At 35.2% G+C, this 20290-nt stretch carries 24 protein-coding genes; 11 read left to right on the plus strand and 13 right to left on the minus strand.

What is annotated here, in order from left to right; genetic code table 11:
- Positions 1–3 precede the first annotated feature (3 nt).
- From porD to WJN01_RS11305, 6 genes are all read right to left on the minus strand, one after another.
- Entirely contained in the window at positions 4–891 is an 888-nt protein-coding gene (gene porD / locus WJN01_RS11280; protein ID WP_445197267.1) for a type IX secretion system protein PorD, read from the minus strand.
- Positions 884–2095, minus strand: a complete 1212-nt coding sequence (coaBC, locus tag WJN01_RS11285) for a bifunctional phosphopantothenoylcysteine decarboxylase/phosphopantothenate--cysteine ligase CoaBC (protein ID WP_445197268.1) — start codon at positions 2093–2095, stop codon at positions 884–886. Before coaBC ends, porD begins: the two co-directional genes overlap by 8 nt.
- 90 nt (positions 2096–2185) lie before the next feature.
- Positions 2186–2512: a DNA-directed RNA polymerase subunit omega gene (locus WJN01_RS11290; protein WP_445197269.1), complete on the minus strand. Its 327-nt coding sequence runs from the start codon at positions 2510–2512 to the stop codon at positions 2186–2188.
- Between the two features lie 12 nt (positions 2513–2524).
- Entirely contained in the window at positions 2525–3355 is an 831-nt protein-coding gene (locus tag WJN01_RS11295) for an outer membrane protein assembly factor BamD (protein WP_445197270.1), read from the minus strand.
- Positions 3356–3472: 117 nt separating this feature from the next.
- Positions 3473–4348 carry a 4-hydroxy-tetrahydrodipicolinate synthase gene (dapA, locus tag WJN01_RS11300; protein ID WP_445197271.1) on the minus strand — a complete coding sequence of 292 codons (876 nt, stop codon included), beginning with the start codon at positions 4346–4348 and terminating at the stop codon, positions 3473–3475.
- A complete protein-coding gene (locus tag WJN01_RS11305; RefSeq protein WP_445197272.1) occupies positions 4341–4871 on the minus strand; it encodes a DUF6913 domain-containing protein in 531 nt (176 codons plus the stop codon). The genes dapA and WJN01_RS11305 overlap by 8 nt, the downstream gene beginning before the upstream one ends.
- A 123-nt stretch (positions 4872–4994) precedes the next feature.
- Between WJN01_RS11305 and WJN01_RS11310 the strand changes: the two genes are divergently transcribed.
- Positions 4995–5690 carry a 5'-nucleotidase C-terminal domain-containing protein gene (locus tag WJN01_RS11310; RefSeq protein WP_445197273.1) on the plus strand — a complete coding sequence of 232 codons (696 nt, stop codon included), beginning with the start codon at positions 4995–4997 and terminating at the stop codon, positions 5688–5690.
- 37 nt (positions 5691–5727) lie between these two features.
- Positions 5728–6645: a bifunctional metallophosphatase/5'-nucleotidase gene (locus WJN01_RS11315; RefSeq protein WP_445197274.1), complete on the plus strand. Its 918-nt coding sequence runs from the start codon at positions 5728–5730 to the stop codon at positions 6643–6645.
- Here WJN01_RS11315 and WJN01_RS11320 read toward each other — a convergent pair.
- Positions 6642–7388 (minus strand): hypothetical protein, encoded by a 747-nt coding sequence (locus WJN01_RS11320; RefSeq protein WP_445197275.1) that lies wholly within the window; start codon positions 7386–7388, stop codon positions 6642–6644. The genes WJN01_RS11315 and WJN01_RS11320 overlap by 4 nt on opposite strands.
- Positions 7389–7560: 172 nt before the next feature.
- On the opposite strand from WJN01_RS11320, the gene WJN01_RS11325 reads away from it, so the two are divergent.
- Entirely contained in the window at positions 7561–7941 is a 381-nt protein-coding gene (locus WJN01_RS11325; RefSeq protein ID WP_445197276.1) for a DoxX family membrane protein, read from the plus strand.
- 4 nt (positions 7942–7945) lie between these two features.
- On the opposite strand, the gene WJN01_RS11330 is transcribed toward WJN01_RS11325, so the two are convergent.
- From WJN01_RS11330 to WJN01_RS11345, 4 genes are all read right to left on the minus strand, one after another.
- Positions 7946–8683 (minus strand): hypothetical protein, encoded by a 738-nt coding sequence (locus tag WJN01_RS11330; protein WP_445197277.1) that lies wholly within the window; start codon positions 8681–8683, stop codon positions 7946–7948.
- Positions 8684–8770: 87 nt separating this feature from the next.
- On the minus strand, positions 8771–10768 hold the full coding sequence (ligA, locus tag WJN01_RS11335) for an NAD-dependent DNA ligase LigA (protein ID WP_445197278.1): 1998 nt from the start codon (positions 10766–10768) through the stop codon (positions 8771–8773).
- A complete protein-coding gene (gene prmC / locus WJN01_RS11340) occupies positions 10768–11625 on the minus strand; it encodes a peptide chain release factor N(5)-glutamine methyltransferase (RefSeq protein ID WP_445197279.1) in 858 nt (285 codons plus the stop codon). The genes ligA and prmC overlap by 1 nt, the downstream gene beginning before the upstream one ends.
- Positions 11622–12113 carry a GNAT family N-acetyltransferase gene (locus tag WJN01_RS11345; protein WP_445197280.1) on the minus strand — a complete coding sequence of 164 codons (492 nt, stop codon included), beginning with the start codon at positions 12111–12113 and terminating at the stop codon, positions 11622–11624. The genes prmC and WJN01_RS11345 overlap by 4 nt, the downstream gene beginning before the upstream one ends.
- 53 nt (positions 12114–12166) lie before the next feature.
- Here WJN01_RS11345 and WJN01_RS11350 point away from each other — a divergent pair, with 53 nt between their 5' ends.
- The 4 genes from WJN01_RS11350 to WJN01_RS11365 are packed head-to-tail and all read left to right on the plus strand — an operon-like array spanning position 12167 to position 14845.
- Entirely contained in the window at positions 12167–12622 is a 456-nt protein-coding gene (locus WJN01_RS11350) for an LEA type 2 family protein (protein WP_445197281.1), read from the plus strand.
- Positions 12623–12642: 20 nt separating this feature from the next.
- Positions 12643–13626 carry a bifunctional diaminohydroxyphosphoribosylaminopyrimidine deaminase/5-amino-6-(5-phosphoribosylamino)uracil reductase RibD gene (ribD, locus tag WJN01_RS11355; protein WP_445197480.1) on the plus strand — a complete coding sequence of 328 codons (984 nt, stop codon included), beginning with the start codon at positions 12643–12645 and terminating at the stop codon, positions 13624–13626.
- On the plus strand, positions 13619–14230 hold the full coding sequence (locus WJN01_RS11360; RefSeq protein ID WP_445197282.1) for an HAD family hydrolase: 612 nt from the start codon (positions 13619–13621) through the stop codon (positions 14228–14230). Before ribD ends, WJN01_RS11360 begins: the two co-directional genes overlap by 8 nt.
- A gap of 6 nt (positions 14231–14236) precedes the next feature.
- Positions 14237–14845, plus strand: coding sequence for an IMPACT family protein (locus WJN01_RS11365; RefSeq protein ID WP_445197283.1), 609 nt, complete (start codon positions 14237–14239; stop codon positions 14843–14845).
- Between the two features lies 1 nt (position 14846).
- Here the strand turns inward: WJN01_RS11365 and WJN01_RS11370 are convergent, their stop codons facing one another.
- Positions 14847–15245 (minus strand): acyl-CoA thioesterase, encoded by a 399-nt coding sequence (locus WJN01_RS11370; RefSeq protein WP_445197284.1) that lies wholly within the window; start codon positions 15243–15245, stop codon positions 14847–14849.
- 192 nt (positions 15246–15437) lie between these two features.
- On the opposite strand from WJN01_RS11370, the gene dnaA reads away from it, so the two are divergent.
- Genes dnaA through WJN01_RS11390 form a run of 4 tightly spaced genes read left to right on the plus strand, consistent with a single transcriptional unit; the run spans position 15438 to position 19510 of the window.
- Positions 15438–16865: a chromosomal replication initiator protein DnaA gene (dnaA, locus tag WJN01_RS11375; protein WP_445197285.1), complete on the plus strand. Its 1428-nt coding sequence runs from the start codon at positions 15438–15440 to the stop codon at positions 16863–16865.
- 11 nt (positions 16866–16876) lie between these two features.
- Positions 16877–17332: a low molecular weight protein-tyrosine-phosphatase gene (locus tag WJN01_RS11380; RefSeq protein ID WP_445197286.1), complete on the plus strand. Its 456-nt coding sequence runs from the start codon at positions 16877–16879 to the stop codon at positions 17330–17332.
- Between the two features lie 51 nt (positions 17333–17383).
- On the plus strand, positions 17384–18793 hold the full coding sequence (locus tag WJN01_RS11385) for a PQQ-dependent sugar dehydrogenase (RefSeq protein ID WP_445197287.1): 1410 nt from the start codon (positions 17384–17386) through the stop codon (positions 18791–18793).
- Positions 18794–19510 (plus strand): SAM-dependent methyltransferase, encoded by a 717-nt coding sequence (locus WJN01_RS11390; protein WP_445197288.1) that lies wholly within the window; start codon positions 18794–18796, stop codon positions 19508–19510.
- Positions 19511–19531: 21 nt separating this feature from the next.
- Here WJN01_RS11390 and WJN01_RS11395 read toward each other — a convergent pair whose 3' ends face one another.
- Complete coding sequence (locus WJN01_RS11395; protein ID WP_445197289.1) at positions 19532–20194, minus strand: lysozyme family protein; 663 nt, start codon at positions 20192–20194, stop codon at positions 19532–19534.
- Between the last annotated feature and the right edge of the window lie 96 nt (positions 20195–20290).

Consider the following 20290-nt stretch of genomic DNA (forward strand, 5'->3'; position numbering starts at 1 on the left):
TTTTTAGTACTTAATATTTTGCCATTTGCTATTGTGCATTGGCGCTACTTTTTGAAGCGTTTCTTTTACAGCCGCAATATTTACACTTGGACCGTCAGTAAAAATTTGTTCAATTTCATCAGCTTTGGAATCAAAAAACGTGCGCAATAAAAATGAATTTGGGCGGCGGCTGTTCATGGCCTGAAACTTTTTCAAGGATTCAGCAATTTCATCTTTTCCGGCCTTAACATCGTTACTCATAACATCCAATCCATTTCTATGATAGTTGTACATAACATCCCTGTATTCTTTAAATGTTGGGGACAGCACGTTATCAATTAACGCAAAACGGCTTTGCAGTCCATCTTCAACTTTCCAGCCCTTAAAATTTCCTTGTTGGGAATAATTGGTAATAACCTGGGCCTGACGGTAATATTCATCACCTCCATTTTGTTCAAAAGAATCGGCATCCAAAGCTAAAATCATATAAACATGGAAGGCCAAAACCGAAACCAAATTAGATTCAAATTGAGACGGATTGTATATTAAATTTTGAAATTCTAAATACCTAAACGTGAAATCCTTGTCGTTAAAATTATAAAGGGGCGTACTGAATGAGGAGCCATAAACTGGGCGACCAGACTGCACTTGCAAAGTTGCCTGAAAATTTTCGCCACTATAATCACTAACATTTATAATCATGCTGCAATTAATGCGCTCTTGGGGCTTAACGGTTTTGTTGGTCCATTTTGTGTTGTTAACAAACTCGGTAAGTTGCTTTTCCAAAGTTTTAAAGATTGGGAAATTTTCATTTCCTGTTTGTTCGGCATTAACCACCAAACTACAATTTAATTCTTGTGAAAACCCTTTAATTGAAAGGAAAAATATAAGTATGACTAAAAAGTTACGCATTAATTTCTGATATAATTTTATTCATTAAATCTGAAGCTACATCAGCTTTCGACTTTAATTCAAACTCCATTATTTGGTTTTTGTCATCAATAAAAGTCACCTTGTTGGTGTCACTTTTAAAACCAGCTCCTTTATCATTCAACGAATTTAAAACAATTAAATTTAAATTCTTCTTTTTTAGTTTTCCTTTTGCATTTTCAAGTTCATTCTCTGTTTCCAATGCAAAACCGACCAAATATTGCTGCTTTTTAATGTTGCCCAAAGACGCTAAAATATCCTTCGTTTTTTCCAGCTCTAAAGTTAACGTATCAGTCTTCTTTTTTATTTTCTGGATAGCTACTTCTTTTGGCGCAAAATCGGCAACTGCAGCTGAAAGTATGGCCACATCAACATTCTTGAAATGTTTATGAACTGCTTCGTACATCTCATTTGCACTAACTACAGGAACAACTTCAATTAAACTATTTGATACCTTTTGATGGGTTGGCCCTGAAATTAAAATAACCTCAGCACCCAATTCTGCAGCAGCTTTGGCAATTTCAAATCCCATCTTGCCGCTGGAATGGTTTCCTATAAAACGAACTGGATCAATAGCTTCGTAAGTCGGTCCTGCTGTAATTAAAACTTTTTTTCCACGCAGCGGAAGCTTGCCTAAAATATCGTTTTCAATAAAAGCAACAATATCCTCAGGTTCGGCCATTCTCCCCTCGCCTACTAATCCACTTGCCAATTCACCGCTTGTTGCAGGAATCATGATATTACCATAACTTTTTAAGGTCTCAAAAGACTGAAGTGTACTTTGGTGTTTGTACATATCTAAATCCATAGCGGGTGCAAAATACACGGGGCATTTTGCCGACAAGTATGTTGCCAAAAGCAAATTATCGCAAGTACCATTGGCCATTTTAGACATTGTATTTGCTGTTGCTGGAGCAATGATGAGAAAATCTGCCCACAAGCCCAAATCAACATGGCTGTTCCATGCGGCATTATCATCTTCTTCATTAGTAAACGAAGAATACACGGGGTGTTTAGAAAGAGTAGATAAAGTTAACGGCGTTATAAAATCCTTGGCAGCTGGCGTCATTACCACTTTTACATCGGCACCAGATTTAACCAATAACCTTACCAATGAAGCTGTTTTATAGGCGGCGATACCTCCTGTAATACCCAGTAGAATATTTTTTCCACTTAATATACTCATAAAACCCGTATTTATTAACCAAACAAACTCCAACACCATTTACAAAAACGGTATTGGAGTTTATTTAATGGTGTTTAAATTTAGAAATTATTATTGAGAATCTTCCTCGGTATTTCTAAAATAAACCTTATCGGTTAGCCATTCTTGAACGGCCAATGCATGAGGTTTTGGTAATTTTTCGTAAAATTTTGACACCTCAATTTGCTCTTTGTTTTCAAACACTTCCTCAAGGCTATCGTTATAAGTGGCAAACTCTTCCAACTTATCAATAAGCTCTTTTTTTATTTCTGTGTTAATCTGTTCTGCACGTTTTGCAATGATAGAAATAGACTCATAAATATTGCCAGTTGGCTCATCTATTTGATTTCTATCGTACGTTACCGAATTTACCGGAGCATTGGTTTTTTTTAAATCCATTTGAAATTGTGTTTAACTTTTTGTGCTGTATCTTTTTAATTCTTCGTCAATATTTGTGGCCATTTCGTTAACCTCATCAATAAACTTTGAGTTACTGAATGATTGTTTATAGGCTTTTGCAAAATCCTTAGCCTCTTCAAGTCTATTTTTTTTGAGATAGACCAAGCCTTCTTGAACCGTACTTTTATATTCTACACTGTTCATGGCCAATTTATAGGCTGAATCCAATCTATAAAACAAAGCTTCTTCACGCAATCTTGACCCTGGAAATTCAAAAATGAAATTATCAAACGACCTTACGGAAGCTGGATAATCAGATATATGATTAAACTGTTTGGCGATTTCGAAAGCCTTCTTTTCTAGTTTAAAATCCAATTCTTGAATCAGCTCATTGGCTTCAGCCACATATTCAGAATCAGGAAAAACATTGATAAACTCTTGAAGTTTTTCAATAGCCTCTTTGGTTTCCTTTTGGTCTTTGGAATATCTTGGCGAAAGCATATAGTAACTTTTGGCCCCAAAAAACGCAGCTTCCTCAACCTTTTCACTCTTTGGGTAACTAGATGTAAAACGCTCAAACTGATAACCCGCCACATAGTAATCCTTCATTTTATAAAATGAATTGGAATACAAAAACATTAACTTTTCGGCTTGTGGTTTCCCTCTATAATTGGGCACTATTTGAGCAAATAACCTATTGGCTTTTGAAAATTCACCTTCATTATAAAGTTCTTCTCCCATTTTAAACTTGGTGGCAATATCCTCAGACTTTAAAGCCTTTTGGAATTCGCTACAACTTGTTAACACAGTGAAAACTAATACTATGTAAAAAAACTTATTCATTAATTTTTATTACAGCTTGCAAAATTAAGCTATTAAAATGGATTTTAAAAATATTATTTTACGGCTAAAATAAACGCTAAAATCCAATAAAATCGAGGTTTAAGTTATATTTAACAACTAAAAGTTTTTTACAAAATCTGCTATTTTGGCCTTTAAGTTGTTTGATGCCGGAACCAGAGGCAATCTTACGGTATCTTTGCACAATTTGAGAGCTTCAAAAACACCTTTGATGCCTGCGGGGTTATTCTCTTCAAAAATATACCCAATAACATCCATTAATTTAAAATGTAATTTGTAGGCAGCTTTGGCATCGCCCTTAAGTCCCAATCGAATCATTTCGGAAAATTCTTTTGGGAATCCTTGTCCGATTACCGAAATAACACCAGCTCCTCCAGCCAAAACAACTCCCAATGCTAAATCGTCATCACCAGAAATCACTAAAAAATCCTCAGGTTTGTTTTTAATTAACTCTAAATATTGGGCTATATTGTTTCCGGCTTCCTTAACTGCCACAACATTTTTAAAATCGTTGGCCAACCTCAAGGTTGTTTTAGGCTCCATGTTTTTAGAGGTACGCCCTGGGACATTATATAAAATAACATCAACGGGAGAAGCCTCTGCAATAGCTTTAAAATGCTGGTAAAGGCCTTCTTGAGTAGGCTTGTTATAATATGGTGAAACCGATAAAATGGCATCTATATTGCTTAAATCAGTTGCCTGAATCTCTTCAATAACAGCAGCCGTATTGTTGCCACCTATACCCAAAACCATAGGCACGCGTCCGTTATTGGTCTTGGAAATCGTTGCTATAACTTCCTTTTTTTCTTGCTTAGTAAGGGTTACACTTTCTCCTGTAGTTCCACAAATCACTAGATATTCAACACCATTATCAATATTATAATTTACAATATTGGCCAGGGCTTCATGATCTACACTCAAATCTGCATTAAATGGGGTAACCAATGCAACTCCTGTTCCTAAAAACTTACTCATTATTATTTATTTTATTTAATATAGTTAGGTATTTAAAAATTTCCTTTTTAAACAGGGCAAAATCCTTTAAACCAGTTTTTATTATCAAATCGTTTAGGCGCTCATCTGTTTGTAAAATGCCTATTTTAAATCTGGCTTGAGAAAGGGTGGTCATCAATTTAAGCTCTAAAACTTCATTGTTGTAATAACTGATTAAAAGGTCGAATTTTGTGTTCAGGAATTCCTGTAATTCCACATTGTTAATCTTTCCGTTCCAGCCAAAATCTTTGGGGTTGTGGCATTCGTCCCAAGAATTTAAATCATCCTTTTTGTTTTCTGAAAATGCCACGATTTTTAACCTATTCGGACGAACCTTTATGTAATCGGCTAGTTTTCTAAACGCCTCAAAATCATCAAACTCATCAATATTTAAGATAACGCCCAAACTCACAACCTTGTTATCGGCAACATTTACTTGTCTCTCTGATAACAATTTGTTCAAGTACTTTTTATTAGATTTTGCTTTAAAACCCTTTAAAATCATTTACCTTTATACTTTGCGCAAAGGTAGCAAAAGTACATTCAAATTATTTAATTATACATGAGGTTTACACATTTCTTTATTTTGTTATATTTTTTTGTTTTATCAAGCTGCAAACAGCAACAAATGCATCTCTCTAAAATTGAAGGAGAACAAATTGCAATAACAGATTCCCTAGAGAAAGACCCTGAAATTGAATCTTATATAAAACCTTTCAGGGATAACATACAAAAAGACTTGGATAGCGTTTTAGCCTATTCGGCAGACACTTACACAAAAACAGACGGTGAGTTTAACACCGCCATTGGAAATTTTATGGCCGACGCCGTTTTTAGCGAATCAAAGCCTATTTTTAAAAGTAGAACAGGCCATGATATTGATATGGTTTTGCTTAATCACGGAGGCATACGCTCCATACTTTCTAAAGGCAACGTTACCAAAAGAACGGTTTTTGAATTAATGCCCTTTGAAAATAGCGTGGTTGTTGCCGCCCTAAAGGGCACGCAAATAAAAAAAATGATTCATTATTTGGCTGATACTAAAAAGGCGCATCCAGTATCGAATTTCAAACTAGTAATAGACCAAAATTTTGATGTTGTGGAAGCCAAAATCAATGGAAATGAAATTTATGAGGATAGTATTTATTATGTTGCAACCAACGACTATTTGTGCAATGGAGGTGACAATATGAGTTTTTTCAAACCAAATGATAGCGTTTACGTTTTAAACTATAAAATTAGAAATGTTTTAATGGATAAGTTTATGAAGCTAGACACCGTTAAGCCAGTAATGGATGACCGATTTATTCAAGTCAACAGATAAAAGAATGCGCTAGAAAATTCAAAATTTCAGAAAAAAAATGAAACGAAGAACATTTATACAACAAGCCTCCGCAGGAACAGCCTTGGCAACCATGGGCAGTTTTGGCTTGCAGTCTTTTACCTCTTTAGAGAAAACCACCAAAATAACCATTTTGCACACTAACGACGTACACAGCCATATTGATGCTTTCGGCCCCGAAGATGGCAGAAATGCCAACAAAGGTGGTGTGGCCAGACGTGCAAGTTTAATTGAGTCCATTAGAAAAGAAAACCCAAATACGCTTTTATTGGATGCTGGCGATATTTTTCAAGGCACACCATATTTCAATTATTATGGTGGTGAACTGGAATTCAAACTCATGAGCAAATTAAAATATGATTTGGCTACCATAGGCAACCATGATTTTGACAATGGCATTGAAGGCCTTTATGCACAGATGCCCCATGCAACATTTGAGTTTGTTTCGGCCAATTATGATTTTTCAAATACGATAATGGATACACATACCAAACCTTATAAAATATTATCAAAAGCTGGTATTAAAATAGGTGTCTTTGGTTTGGGTATTGAGTTAAACGGTTTGGTAGACCCAGCTATGTTTAAGGAGACCAAATATCTAGACCCCATTGAAATTTCTCAGGATATGACACGCATTTTAAAAACTGAAGAAAAGTGCGACCTCATTATTTGTCTCTCCCATTTAGGTTATAATTACAGAAAAGAGCCCAATAAAGTCAGCGACTTAAAATTAGCGGAAGCTACAAAAGATATTGATTTAATAATAGGTGGACATACTCATACCTTTCTTTCCAAGCCAACAATTGTTAAAAATATTGAAGGCAAAAATATGCTTGTCAATCAAGTAGGGTGCTACGGAATTAATTTGGGAAAAATTGATTTTTATTTTGATTCCAATAAAAATAAATCTGCTAACGGCACGTCTATTATAGTCTAAGCAAAAGTGATTTCAGAATAGAATACTTCATAATCTTCAATGGGTTTAACCCTATTATATTCCTCAACCATAAACTTAAACATTTGGTATAGCCCAACAGCATAAAGTACTTTATGTAGAAATATAAAATTCCAATTATAAGCAAAGTAAATAACAAAATAATCTATTAGTGAAGCAAATCCAAAGCAAATGGCAGCCGTAAGAAACAGTATGGCCGATTTGGTTTGTGTGTTTAAATAATAACTAAAGGACATAAACGTGAGCACCAACAAACCTAAACTGTTTAACACAAACAGATAGAAATCGGTATCCTCTAATATAAAATATCTGAAAATATCAATAACCTCGTAAACAAAAAATAAACTGATGGTAAAAACGGTCAATAAATAAATGCCTACCAATTTATGCACTTCCTTTATTTTAAACTTTTGGGCGGCGATACACACCACACTCACAAGTGCTACCAACGACATGATATTTAAAATGTAAAAATCCTCAGTTTTTAAATTGACCAATCTGAGTGCATTTCCTAAAAAAGAGAATAGTAAAAAGAAAATAAATGGGATGTTCAGAAATTTATATTTTATAAAATACAGTATAGAAAACAGAGGCACAATCGTGGGTAAAACAAACCGTATTAAACTTTCACTTGTAGAAAAATAATCAAACCCAATTGAAATGATTATGGTTAAAAAAAGGCCGAAAAAGACATTATTGAAATTACGGAAATACCAATTTTTCATGATTTTGACATAAGTAGGTTATTACAAATATAACAATGTTTTTGAATTATAACGATAAAAACATACGTTTCATCGATTTTATACTTAAAAATATCCTTTCATCGAAAAAATCATGGCTTAATTTTAAGTTGCAGCCCAAAAAAGCGTCTAAAACTTCATTAAGATTTGTAAGATGAAAAAGTACTTCCCTCTGGCTTTAAGAATTATTGTGTCCATTATTCTCATTCAAACTTTGCGTTTTAAGTTTTTTGCACATCCAGACAGTATCTATATTTTTCAAAAAATAGGCTTGGAACCTTATGGAAGAATAACCATTGGTATTTTAGAACTCAGTTCTGGAATTTTATTGCTCATTCCGAAAACGGTTTGGATTGGGGCCAGCCTAACTTTAGGCATTATTGGCGCTGCCATTTATATTCATTTAACACAACTCGGGGTGGAAGTAAATGGCGACAGTGGCGTACTGTTTGCAACTGCGGTAATAACTTTTATTCTTTCAGCTATAATTTTATACTTGTATCGGAAAGATATACCTCTTGTGAATTTTAAATAAACGGCTAGTCAACAAACATAAATTGTTCATTTTTGTTGGCAACATTATTTAATTTTGATTGCTGGTAAAGCAAATAAAAAGCCAATAAAATCAGTGTGGTTGACAAAAAGTTCAATATACCTCGCTCAGAAATATAAATGTAGGCCACATCCATAACTTCAGAAAAAACGATACACAAAGAACCTAAAAATAGGTATAATGATTTTTTGTTGTCTCTGTAAAAATAATTCAACAACGACAATGGCAACAAAAGAAGGGCCACAATATTATAGGCCAATTCAAAATAATAATCGTTTTGTACAACCAAATTAGGACTGATTATAACTTGCAGTACATAAATAAAATAAATATTGAGTGCTATTAGGACAATGGCATGAACTAAATAATGCTTCAGGATATGTTTAAAGCTTATAGACTTGCAAATCTTTATGACCAAAAATAAATAGGAAATCATATATAAAAGATTACCACTGTAGTAATTGAAGTCATGAAGAGCACCAGACTCATCAAAAGGCATACTATCAATAACTAAACCCATCAAATCTGATATGGAATAAAATACCAAAAATAACAGAAATAATCTGTTCTTGTCTTTGATTAACAGTAAATAGATTAATGTAATTAAAGGCACAATTAAAGACCGTGAATAATAGGCTATACCATCTTTTCCGCTAAGTTCGAAGATAGCGAACAATATATAACATAATAAAACAAACCCGATCAAGACTTTTGACTTGTTCATGAGAGACATTTTAGCTTCGGGTCAAATATAAATAAAAATTTTGTATTTCAACGAAAAAAAGTGTTTTTTATCGATAAAAAATAACTTTTAATTCAATTTTTGTAAGAATTCGTATTCATTTATTATATCTATACCAAGTGCTTCAGCCTTTTCTTTTTTGCTAGGCCCCATGTTATCACCAGCCACAATGTAACTTGTTTTAGAAGAAATGGAACTGCTTACCTTACCACCATTGTCTTCTATTAATTTTTTAAGCTCGTTTCTGGAAATAGACTCAAAAACACCCGAAACAACAATAGATTGACCTTCTAGAATATTGGTCTTTCCTTCAAGCTCTTCGACAGACATCTCTAATTGAACACCAAAATACTTTAGCCTATTAAGGATATTTTTGTTTTCTTCGGAAATGAAAAATGCATGCACGCTTTCAGCGATTTTAACCCCTATTTCATCCACACTTACTAAATCTTCTGGTGAAGCAGATGCCAATTCATCGACACTTTTATAATGCTTCGCCAACTTCTTTGCAACGGTCTCACCAACATATCTAATCCCCAATGCATAAAGAACACGTTCAAAAGGAATATTTTTTGATTGCTCTATACCTTGAATTAAATTTTCGGCACTTTTTTCGGCCATACGTTCTAGAGGAATAACCTGTTCCTTGGTTAATTCATATAAATCGGAATAATTGTAAATCAATCCTTCGTTAACCAAAAGAGCCACGGTTTCTCCACCCAAACCTTCTATATCCATTGCTTTTCTGGAAATATAGTGTTGGATTCTACCTATTATTTGAGGTTTGCAGCCATTATAATTTGGACAGTAATGCTGAGCTTCGCCTTCTTGCCGAACAAGCTCTGTACCACATTCTGGGCAATGGGTAATATATTGTGTGGGTTGGATATCAATGGGACGTTTTGTTAAATCTACACCCAAAATTTTAGGAATGATCTCGCCTCCTTTTTCAACAAAAACCTCATCGCCAACCCTGATGTCCAACTTTTCAATTTGATCGGCATTATGCAATGAGGCACGTTTTACGGTCGTTCCTGCCAATTCCACAGGCTCTAAATTAGCAACTGGCGTAATGGCACCCGTTCTGCCCACTTGATAAACAATACTGTTTAACCTTGTAGAAACTTGTTCTGCCTTGAATTTATAGGCCATGGCCCAACGCGGTGATTTAGCCGTGTAACCCAATTCTTCTTGTTGCTGTAAATCGTTGACCTTGACCACAACACCATCAGTTTCATAAGGTAAACCGTGACGGTGTGTGTCCCAATACTCAATAAACCCTAAAACCTCATCAATGGAATTTACCAACTTCGCTGCTTCGGGCACCTTAAAGCCCCATTGCCTGGCCTTTTCCAAACTTTCAAACTGGCTTTTTATACCCAAATTATCACCTATGATGTTATAAAGCAAACACTCCAAAGGTCTTTTGGCTACCTCTGCACTATCTTGTAACTTTAAACTACCCGATGCTGTATTTCTTGGATTTCTGTATGGCTCCTCTCCTATTTCAATACGCTCTTCATTCATTTTATTGAAACCTTCAAAAGGCAAAACAATTTCTCCCCGGATATCAAACTTTGGTGGATAATCTCCTTTTAATTGTAAAGGAACCGATTTTATGGTTTTTACATTAGCAGTAACATCGTCACCCTGAAATCCATCACCGCGCGTCACCGCTTTTTGGAACAGACCATTTTCATAAGTTAAACTAATGGAAGCACCGTCATACTTTAGCTCACAGGTGTATTGCACATGGCCGTCAACCAATTTTTTAATACGTTTTTCCCAATCTTGCAAATCTTCTTTAGAGTACGAATTATCCAAAGAATACATGCGGTATTCATGGGCAACGGTTTCAAAGTTTTTGGTAATGGCTCCACCAACACGTTGCGTTGGGGAATTGGCATCAAAAAACTCGGGGTGATTTGCCTCAAGCTCTTGAAGTTGTTTTAATTTTATATCGAACTCGTAATCTGAGATGGTTGCATTGTCCAGAACATAATAATTGTAGTTGTGTTCGCGAAGTTCCTCACGCAAAGCTTCTATTTGTTGTTTTACTGTACTCATTAACTTTTTACGGCTTTAATCATCCTATCTTTTTTAAAAATGTCTTGTTTCAGTTCTATATTTATGAAATTCTTACGTCTCAAAAGATCAATCATATCCTTTCCCAGATATTCATTAATTTCAAAATATAAGGCACCACCTTCCTTTAAATTATCTACCGCAAAGGATGAAATGACTTCGTAAAACAACAGCGGATTTTCATGGTTTACAAAAAGTGCCAAATGAGGCTCGTTGTCCATAACATTTGGTTTCATAAACTGTTTTTCCTGTTCGCGAATATATGGGGGATTGGAAACAATGATATCGTATTTTATTGATTTTAAACTTGTTTGTGCATTATGGGATAAAATATTAGCTTCAAAAAAATCCACATGAACATCATTTAGCTTTGCATTAAGTTTGGCAACTTCAAGTGCTTTTTTACTGATATCCAATGCATGTATTTTGGCCTTGGGCAAATGTTTTGCCAATGAAACGGCAATACAGCCGCTACCGGTTCCGATATCTAAAATATGCACTTCGGCAGTTTTTTCAACTTTCTTTAAAACCCATTCCACCAATTCTTCCGTTTCTGGCCTAGGTATTAACACGCCATCATTCACTTTAAAGATCAATCCGTAAAACTCCGTTTCGCCCAAAATATATTGTATGGGCTTCTCTCCTTTTAGGGCCGCCAAACTATTTAAAATAAGTGCTTCATCTTCAACCGATAATTCTGGGTCTGTTGCCAGTTGTATACGCTTTACTTTATAATGGGATTCAGCCAACATGTAAAAGAAACTATCTACCTCCTCGGAAGCATAAATTGAATCTAGTTCTTCATGAAAATTATGTTGAATAGTTTTTAGTTTCATCATAAATCTTTAATCATCCAAACTCCGCAAGAATAATGCCCCGTATTACCCAGAGCATTGGGTAAATGCTTAAATCCACAACTTTCATAAATATGTATTGCGGCTTTTAACTGTGAAGCAGATTCCAAATAACATTGTTTATACCCCAACTGTTTTGCAGATTCCGTACATTTTTCAAAAAGTATTTTACCATATCCTTTACCACGGATTTTTGGCGAAAAGTACATTTTTTGAATTTCGCAGATTTCATTTTCAAAGTCAGTGAGTGGTTTTACACCTCCTCCGCCCAAAACCTCTCCATTGCTTTCAATTACAAAATAAACATCATTTTCATTTTGGTAGGATTCAAACATTTTTGACGTTTCAGGATCAGAATACGCCGTGCCTTCCAACGGAATTTTAAATTCATGAAAACAATCTCGAATAACCTGCTCAATTTGTCGGTTATCTTGAGGTTCAATTTCTCGAATAACTATAGTATCTTTACTCACTGTAATGGGCACTTTTAAAGTAGTGAAGATACGGTAAATCAAAAAAATTGGTAATGAAAAACCTCATAATCTTATTAACAATAAGCGTGGCTTTTATAAGTTGTACGGTAACCGAAAAACCACAGTTTGTTGGTGTAGAGAATATTAAAGTTTTAGGGGCGAGTTCAAAACTCATAACCGTTACGGCAGATGCACTTTTTATAAACCCAAACGATATTGGTGGTGAATTGCAAACCGATGAAATAAAAGTGTTCATTAACGATAATGAAATGGCTACGGTTTCTACCGAAACTTTTGAGGTTCCAGCCAAAAAAGAGTTTAGTATTCCGTTAAAAACCAAAGTGCCTACCGACAGTATTTTCAGTGATAAAAGTATTGGCGGATTAATTGGAAGCCTATTTAGTGAAAAAGTAAAAGTGCAGTACAAGGGAGATATAAATTATAAGGTATTCGGTTTTTCGCACGCGTACACCGTTGATGTTACCGAAGACGTAAAAATCAAATTTTAGTGAATACCAACGAAACATATATGCAGCGCTGCCTGGACATTGCAAAAAACGGCTTGGGAACAACAAGGCCAAACCCCATGGTGGGCAGTGTAATTGTATATAACAATAAGATTATAGGTGAAGGCTTTACTAGTAAATATGGTGGAAATCACGCTGAAGTTAATGCCATAAATTCCGTTGAAGATAAAAATCTATTAAAAGAGGCAACACTTTATGTAACGTTGGAACCCTGTTCGCATTTTGGTAAAACACCTCCGTGTAGCGACCTTATTGTCAAGCACAGCATCCCAAAAGTGTTTATTGCGTGTATTGATAACAACGAACAAGTATCAGGAAAAGGCGTAAAAAAGTTAATGGATGCGGGTTGCCATGTTACCGTTGGCGTTTTAGAAGAGGAATGCAAAAAGCACCACAAACGATTTTTCACTTTCCATAATAAAAAACGCCCATACATTATTTTAAAATGGGCCGAAAGCAAAAATGGTTATATTGCCCCAACCACAAAAAAAGAACAAAAACCCGTTTGGATCACCAATGAATTTTCCAGACAATTGGTCCATAAATGGCGCACAGAGGAACAAGCTATTCTAGTGGGCACAAATACTGTTTTGCAGGACAATCCAAGTTTAACTGCACGAGATTGGACTGGAAACAACCCTATTAGAGTCGTTTTGGATAGAGACGAAAAACTTTCAAGATCACTTTCTGTCTTTAATGATGAAGCCGAAACGATTGTTATCAGCAATAATGACATTGATTTTTCACAACATGTTGCCGAGCAAATTTGCCACGTTTTGTTTCAAAAAGACATAAACTCCGTCATAATTGAAGGAGGAACAAAAACCCTTCAAACCTTTATTGATGAAAATCTGTGGGATGAAGCTCGTGTATTTACAGGGAGCAATACATTTAAAAGCGGCACTCTAGCCCCCGTTTTTAAAGGAAAGTTAATCTCAGAAGAAAAAATTTTGAACGACATTCTTAAAATTTATGAGAATGATTAAAACCCTAATCTTTGATTTTGGCAACGTATTCATAAATTTAGATATTGAAGGCGCTGAAAAGTATGCACTAGAACAGTTTCAAATTAAATCGCCTTCGGAAGAGATGCTTCGCATTAATGAACTTTATGAAAAAGGCTTAATTTCCACTGAAGAATTTATCGGTTTTTATGTTGAAAACTTTCCAAATCTTTCAAAAAATGAACTTATCGGCATTTGGAACTACATGCTGAAGGATTTTCCTGAAAGCCGTTTGGAGTTTCTTCAGCAGTTAAAAAAAGAAGGAACTCACAAACTCATATTATTGAGCAACACCAACGAACTTCATATAGATTACGTTAAAAAACATATGCCCTTTTATGGAGACTTCAAAAACTGTTTTGATGCGTTTTACCTATCCCATGAAATTAATTTACGAAAACCGAATACTGATATTTTCGAATTTGTCCTTTCTGAAAACAGATTAAGGGCTAACGAATGTTTATTTATTGATGACAACATTTACAATTGTAAAACATCCAAAGCCCTCGGCATTCACACCTGGCACATCAATCCAAAAACAGAAGACATTTGTGACCTTTTTGAAACTAAAAAACACCTTTTCTAATTTTTTTTGGAAACAAAAGACACATATAAAACCATAAAATCTCCCGTCGAACATGTGCTTTTTAAGGACAAAAACAGCAAGTTTTTCGGGTACGCTTACCCCGTAACGCATGAAGAAGAAACAAAACAATACATTGAGGCTTTAAAAAAAGAGCACCATTCGGCAAGGCATTGGTGCTACGCCTATCAAATTGGAACAGAAAACAAAATTTACCGTGCTAATGATGATGGCGAACCGAGCAACAGTGCAGGTATGCCCATTTACGGGCAAATACAATCTTTTGAAGTCACAAACATTTTAATAGTTGTGGTACGTTATTTTGGCGGTGTAAAATTGGGAGTTGGTGGTTTAATAAATGCCTACAAAACAACGGCACAACTAACGCTTGAGGCTTCAAAAATTGTTGAAAAGACTATCAACATTGATTATCTAATTAGTTTTGATTACAAAAACATGAACACGGTAATGCGCATCATTAAGGAGAAAAATTTAAACATAGTTAATCAAAAATTAGAATTGGATTGCCAAATAACCATTTCGGTTAGAAAGAAAGAAGCCACAACAATATTCGAAATCTTCGAAAATTTGCACAAAATAAAAATAAAAGAAATTTAGATTAATTATTAATAGCGTCTAAAATGTATTGAGGAGCTCGTGTTGGTCGGTTGGTTTTCATATCAATAAACACTAAAATCGTAGATGCCGTTGTTAAAATTTCTCCTTCTTCATTTGTGATTTCATACTCAAATTCAATCTTGGCAGTAGGCTTATTTTTCAGTTGAGTTTTTACATTAATTATGTCATCATAAACAGCTGATTTTTTATAGTTTATATTCATGGAAATGACCGGCAACATTATTCCGTTTTCTTCCATCAACTTATAAGAAATACCTAATTTTCTCAACCATTCAATTCTGCCCATCTCTAGATATAACGCATAATTGCCATGATACACCACCCCCATTTGATCTGTTTCACCATATCTCACTCTTATTTGTATTTCATCGAATTTCATAAGCTTTATTGGATATTTTTTTGTAGTTTCGGCAATGGGATAAACATGATGAAAATTTTCTAAAAATTCAACCCCGTTTGATTTTTTTTTTAAGAATTTTGTTCACATATTTGCCTCACCAGAATAGGGGGATATGAAAAGCCATTTTTCATAAATTAATCTAGCTAACTAAAAAAACCTGTATATTTAAAAATGAGTGTAACTGCGCAATCGGTATGGAATAACTGTCTTGAATTTATAAAGGATAACATCCAACCGCAAGCATACAAAACTTGGTTTGAGCCCATAAAAGCAGTTAAGCTTACAGATAATTCATTAAGCATTCAGGTACCCAGCAAATTCTTTTATGAGTGGCTTGAAGAGCATTACGTTAAAATCCTAAAAGTATCTTTAACAAAGGAACTGGGCGAGTCTGCCAAACTTGTTTACATTATTAAAATGGAAAACACCTATGGCAACAAGCAACCGTTTACTGAAAAAATTCCAAGTTCAAACAGAGGTGCGGTAAAATCGCAAGATGTTGATATACCTCTGAACAACAAAAGTCCGGAATTGCGCAATCCCTTTGTCATTCCAGGCATAAGAAATGTAAAGATTGAATCTCAGCTAAATCCAAACTACAGTTTTGAAAATTTCTTGGAAGGTGATTCTAACCGATTGGCCAGAAGTGCTGGACTTGCTGTAGCAGCAAAACCAGGAGGCACCTCTTTTAATCCTTTATTAATTTTTGGTGGTGTTGGTTTAGGAAAAACACACTTGGCACACGCAATTGGTGTTGATATTAAAGACAAATATCCTGAAAAAACGGTTTTATACATTTCTGCGGAAAAGTTCACGCAACAATATATTGATGCCGTTAAGAAAAACAACAGAAATGATTTCATCCATTTTTATCAAATCATTGATGTGTTGATTATTGATGATGTACAATTCCTTTCCGGAAAAACAGGAACGCAGGACGTATTTTTCCACATTTTCAACCACTTACACCAAAATGGCAAACAGGTAGTTTTAACGAGTGACAAGGCTCCTGTTGACATGCAAGATATTGAACAGCGTTTACTATCGCGTTTTAAATGGGGACTGTCGGCCGAATTACAAAATCCAGATTTTGAAACTCGTGTTTCCATCTTAAAAAACAAGTTATATCGTGATGGTGTTGAAATGCCTGATGATATTATTGAATATGTGGCCAAAAACATTAAAACCAATGTTAGGGAATTGGAAGGCGCCATTATTTCCTTGATTGCCCAATCATCTTTCAACAAAAAAGAAATCACCCTCGATCTGGCTAGAATTATTGTCGAGAAGTTTGTAAAGAACACCAAACGCGAGGTATCTATTGACTATATCCAAAAAGTGGTTTCAGACTACTTCCAAATGGATGTAGACACACTACAATCAAAAACCAGAAAACGCCATATTGTTCAAGCCCGTCAATTGGCAATGTTTTTCGCTAAAAAATTCACAAAGGCTTCATTGGCAAGTATTGGCTCGCAAATTGGAAAACGCGACCACGCAACTGTGCTTCACGCATGCAAAACTGTGGACAATCTATCTTCAACAGATAAACAATTCAGAAAATATGTTGAAGATATCTCTAAGAAGCTTTCTGTATAAATTCAATTGAAATGACTAAAATTCTGATGGTATGCTTGGGAAACATTTGCCGTTCGCCCTTGGCCGAAGGTATTTTAAGATCTAAGCTCCCAAAACATTCCTTTACCATTGATTCTGCCGGCACGGCTGCTTACCACATTGGCAGTTCGCCAGACAGACGCTCGGTTGCCATAGCAAGGAAATATGGTTTGGATATTTCAAATTTGATGGGAAGGCAATTTGGCGTTTCAGATTTTGACCGATTTGATTTGATATATGCCATGGATAACTCAAATTTTCAAAATGTAGTAAAACTGGCTAGAGATGAAAATGACCTTGCTAAAGTTAAGCTAATTCTGAACGAGGTTTACCCAAATCAAAACCATGATGTTCCCGATCCTTATTATGGTGGCGACCAAGGTTTTCAAAACGTTTATCAAATGTTGGACGAGGCTTGCGACATTATTGCCGAAAAAGTAACACGCTAACAATATGTTAATTAGCATCTTATTTATTAAATTTACTTAAAAAGATGCACTATGAAAAATTTAAACATTTTCCTTTCTTGTTTTGTTTTAGGCCTCATCGGTACTGCACAAACCGTCCAACTTAATAGCTTTGCTTCAGGGTTTTCCAGTCCGGTAGAAATTGCCCATGCAGGAGACAGTCGACTATTTGTCGTTGAAAAATCCGGTATTATAAAAATTTTAAATTCTGACGGAAGCGTTAACCCTACTCCATTTTTAAATATTTCAAACCTTGTTGGTTCAGGCGGTGAACGTGGGCTGTTAGGGCTAGCTTTTGCCCCAGATTATGTTACTTCGGGCAGGTTTTATGTAAATTATACGGACAAATCTAGTACAGATCAACCAATTACTATTATAGCCAGATACACGGTAAGCGGAAATCCAGATACAGCAAATTCTTCGGGAGAAAGCATACTTACTTACCAGCAACCGTATAGCAATCATAACGGCGGCAAACTGGCTTTTGCCAATGATGGCTTTTTGTACATTGGTGTTGGGGATGGTGGCAGCGGTGGCGACCCACAAAATAGAGCACAAAACACAAGTAGCCTTTTTGGGAAATTACTGCGTATTGACGTTAGTGGAGCTACATATAACATCCCTTCAAATAATCCTTTTTCAAGCTCAGCAAACGGACCAAACGACCCAAGACCCGAAATTTATGTGATTGGATTAAGGAATCCATGGAAATTTTCCTTTGACAGTATCAACAATGATTTATGGATTGCAGATGTTGGGCAGAATGCTTACGAAGAAATAAATAAAGTAACAGGTTCTGGTAATCCCGGAGACAACTATGGTTGGCGTTGTTATGAGGGCACACATACTTACAACACCAGTGCAAATTGCCCTGCTGGAGGATTAAGTGCTACCGTCGCTCCAGTTGCCGAGTATCCTCATGTTGGTAGCGGATGTTCTGGTTCCATTACAGGTGGCTATCTTTACAGGGGCTCTAGTTTTCCAAATTTTTATGGCAAATATTTCTTCGCCGATTATTGCACCCAAAACATTGGAATTTTAACCGAAAATGGAAGTAATTGGAATTTAACTTTTCAAACACCCAATATAACCCAAGGGTGGACCACTTTAGGTGAAGATTTTAATGGCGAACTTTACATTGCAGGCGGTTCTTCCGTTTACAAAATTTCCGACGCCAATTTGGATATTTCCGAGAATAAAGAGTTTAGTTTTAAAATGTATCCCAACCCTACAAAAGATATAGTAAACTTGGATTTATCAGGAATTCAGAATAAAGTTAACTCAATTACCATTTACAATATTCAGGGGCAAACGATTTTTGATATTGCCCCAAACCAGGGAAAAATCAGCATTAAAACTGAAAATTACAGTAAAGGTCTATATTTTGTGGAAGTCCGTTTGGATGATTCTTCAAAAACTATAAAAAAACTTACAATCAACTAAATGAACGAAAAAACAGGAAAGCTTTACCTAATTCCAACCACATTAGGCGACACAGAACCTTTAGAGGTTTTGCCCATTTCAGTAAAACGAGCTATTGACAACATTGACACTTTTATTGTTGAAAATGAAAAAACTGCAAGACGGTTCATTAAAAAAATAAGCCCAGAAAAGTCACAACCCTCCTTTAAAATCTTCCTTTTGAACAAATTTACTGAAGCTGCAGAATTACCTAATTTTCTTGAACCTTGCTTAAATGGTATTGATGTTGGTTTATTATCTGAAGCCGGCTGTCCAGGAGTTGCAGACCCAGGATCAGATGTTGTAAAAATTGCACACAGCAAAAACATTAAAGTTGTGCCTTTGGTAGGTCCCTCTTCAATACTTATGGCCATGATGGGCTCTGGTATGAACGGACAAAGTTTTGCTTTTAATGGCTATTTGCCCATTGATAAAAATGAACGAAAAAATGAAATAAGGCGCTTGGAACGTTTATCCTTTGAGTTCAATCAATCCCAAATATTTATTGAAACGCCTTATCGAAATAATAAAATGTTAGAGGATTTAACTACAATTCTCAACAATTCTACCAGTATTTGTGTAGCATGCGACATTACTTTGCCAGCAGAATTTATCAAAACACTTACTGCTGACCAATGGAAAAAAAATATGGTAGACCTTCATAAAAGACCTACCATATTTATAATTCATAAATTCTAGTCGAAACCTAGAATTGCTTTTTTAAATAGCTTTTGCTTTTTTATCCGCTTTTACAAAAGAAGTATCATATCCAGAAAAACGTTTCATGTAATAATGCACAGTGGTACCATAACCATCAGCAAAATTATCCAAACCGTAGCTTCTTAGATATTGTTTAACACTTCCAGGCCCAGCCAAGTGTGCTGCAGCCAAAATACCAGATTCTGTAACGATAATACCATTTATTCGTTTTCCAACGAAGTTCTTGATATCACGTCTTAAAATCCATTTATTTCGTGCTGTGTTTGCCAAAAAGGCCTTTTCTTGCAACCTTGGATTCTTTAAAAACTGAGCTGGATTGTTAATACCAATAAGCCTTAAGGTTGAAGCACCAAATTGGTACTTTCCCAAATACCCGTAGGTATTCACGGAGTTATAATTACCACCCGACTCCTTAAAAGCCAAAGCCTCCTTAAAGCCAACAAACGATTTTCCTAAATAAGGGGAAAATACTTCTTCTGAGTTCTCGTTTAATGCCAACAAATAATCATCTTGAACATTGTCATCATTTACCGTGTAGTTCAAATTTAAGCCTTCCGTAGAATATTTGCTTAAATCGATTGTTTCATCTGAATGAAACGACAGATACAATAGCGCTGATATTGTAAGTGTGAGGGTCAGGTAACTTGCAATATGTTTTACCATAGTCTTAAATTTTTTCAGCATATTTTAATAAAAAATACACCTTGAAATTTGAGCGTGCAAAATTATGATTTTTTTCAATAAGTTCAAAATTAATCG

The sequence above is a fragment of the Tamlana sedimenti genome, from assembly GCF_038148895.1.
Lineage (GTDB): Bacteria > Bacteroidota > Bacteroidia > Flavobacteriales > Flavobacteriaceae > Tamlana.

Bases quoted from the DNA above. Each gene is read 5' to 3' on its own strand.
- dnaA (WP_445197285.1), top strand. From the start codon at position 15,438: ATGAGTGTAACTGCGCAATCGGTATGGAATAACTGTCTTGAATTTATA.
- WJN01_RS11290 (WP_445197269.1), bottom strand. From the start codon at position 2,512: ATGGATTTAAAAAAAACCAATGCTCCGGTAAATTCGGTAACGTACGAT.
- WJN01_RS11385 (WP_445197287.1), top strand. From the start codon at position 17,384: ATGAAAAATTTAAACATTTTCCTTTCTTGTTTTGTTTTAGGCCTCATC.
- prmC (WP_445197279.1), bottom strand. From the start codon at position 11,625: ATGATGAAACTAAAAACTATTCAACATAATTTTCATGAAGAACTAGAT.
- WJN01_RS11310 (WP_445197273.1), top strand. From the start codon at position 4,995: ATGCATCTCTCTAAAATTGAAGGAGAACAAATTGCAATAACAGATTCC.
- WJN01_RS11325 (WP_445197276.1), top strand. From the start codon at position 7,561: ATGAAAAAGTACTTCCCTCTGGCTTTAAGAATTATTGTGTCCATTATT.
- WJN01_RS11380 (WP_445197286.1), top strand. From the start codon at position 16,877: ATGACTAAAATTCTGATGGTATGCTTGGGAAACATTTGCCGTTCGCCC.
- ligA (WP_445197278.1), bottom strand. From the start codon at position 10,768: ATGAGTACAGTAAAACAACAAATAGAAGCTTTGCGTGAGGAACTTCGC.
- WJN01_RS11350 (WP_445197281.1), top strand. From the start codon at position 12,167: ATGAAAAACCTCATAATCTTATTAACAATAAGCGTGGCTTTTATAAGT.
- coaBC (WP_445197268.1), bottom strand. From the start codon at position 2,095: ATGAGTATATTAAGTGGAAAAAATATTCTACTGGGTATTACAGGAGGT.
- WJN01_RS11295 (WP_445197270.1), bottom strand. From the start codon at position 3,355: ATGAATAAGTTTTTTTACATAGTATTAGTTTTCACTGTGTTAACAAGT.
- ribD (WP_445197480.1), top strand. From the start codon at position 12,643: ATGCAGCGCTGCCTGGACATTGCAAAAAACGGCTTGGGAACAACAAGG.
- WJN01_RS11360 (WP_445197282.1), top strand. From the start codon at position 13,619: ATGATTAAAACCCTAATCTTTGATTTTGGCAACGTATTCATAAATTTA.
- WJN01_RS11370 (WP_445197284.1), bottom strand. From the start codon at position 15,245: ATGAAATTCGATGAAATACAAATAAGAGTGAGATATGGTGAAACAGAT.
- WJN01_RS11305 (WP_445197272.1), bottom strand. From the start codon at position 4,871: ATGATTTTAAAGGGTTTTAAAGCAAAATCTAATAAAAAGTACTTGAAC.
- WJN01_RS11395 (WP_445197289.1), bottom strand. From the start codon at position 20,194: ATGGTAAAACATATTGCAAGTTACCTGACCCTCACACTTACAATATCA.
- WJN01_RS11330 (WP_445197277.1), bottom strand. From the start codon at position 8,683: ATGAACAAGTCAAAAGTCTTGATCGGGTTTGTTTTATTATGTTATATA.
- dapA (WP_445197271.1), bottom strand. From the start codon at position 4,348: ATGAGTAAGTTTTTAGGAACAGGAGTTGCATTGGTTACCCCATTTAAT.
- WJN01_RS11320 (WP_445197275.1), bottom strand. From the start codon at position 7,388: ATGAAAAATTGGTATTTCCGTAATTTCAATAATGTCTTTTTCGGCCTT.
- WJN01_RS11390 (WP_445197288.1), top strand. From the start codon at position 18,794: ATGAACGAAAAAACAGGAAAGCTTTACCTAATTCCAACCACATTAGGC.
- porD (WP_445197267.1), bottom strand. From the start codon at position 891: ATGCGTAACTTTTTAGTCATACTTATATTTTTCCTTTCAATTAAAGGG.
- WJN01_RS11315 (WP_445197274.1), top strand. From the start codon at position 5,728: ATGAAACGAAGAACATTTATACAACAAGCCTCCGCAGGAACAGCCTTG.